Origin of the sequence: Bradyrhizobium sp. NBAIM08, from assembly GCF_020193935.1 — a bacterium.
Lineage (GTDB): Bacteria > Pseudomonadota > Alphaproteobacteria > Rhizobiales > Xanthobacteraceae > Bradyrhizobium > Bradyrhizobium yuanmingense.
The window spans coordinates 1-452 of the sequence record NZ_JADYVR010000310.1 but is presented as its reverse complement, the minus strand read 5'-3'; the positions used below and the strand labels follow the sequence as shown (position 1 = coordinate 452).

1 protein-coding gene is annotated in these 452 nt (G+C 60.0%); it reads right to left on the bottom strand.

The annotated features are described in order from the left end of the window. Positions 1 to 452, bottom strand: a 452-nt coding sequence (locus I6F37_RS39645; RefSeq protein ID WP_225154325.1) for a hypothetical protein, incomplete at both ends; no start/stop codon positions are given.

Sequence of the window (452 nt, the reverse complement as noted above, 5' to 3'; positions counted from 1 at the left end):
ACAAACTTCAGCGTCGGTCGCCCATTCGTGAGCGCATCGAAAACGAACGTGGTGGCCAGCTTGTTCGAGCGGCCGTCCGAATCGATCAGTTGCAACTCGTAGGTCTGCGTTTTTTCCAGCTTGAATCCATCGAGGCGCGCCTGGGCTTTGTTGCTTTCAATCGTCAGCGGCAGCACCGATTGATCCTTGGCCACGAGCCGCGCGCTGGTCACCGGCTTGTTCAACTGCAACGTCAGATCCACCGTCGAGCCTTCGACCGCGGTCACGCGTTTGGTGTCCTCGATGCGCTTGGGCGGCAACTCGGTGTAGCTGGGAAAAGTGATCTGCGCGTCGGCGCGTTCCAGCCGCGGGTGCTCGTAGACTGTGATTTTGAAATCCGCCGTGTGCTCGTCGCCATACTCGATGCGATAGCCGAGCGGGCCTTGAATCTCCGGGATGCTCCCGCCGAAGAC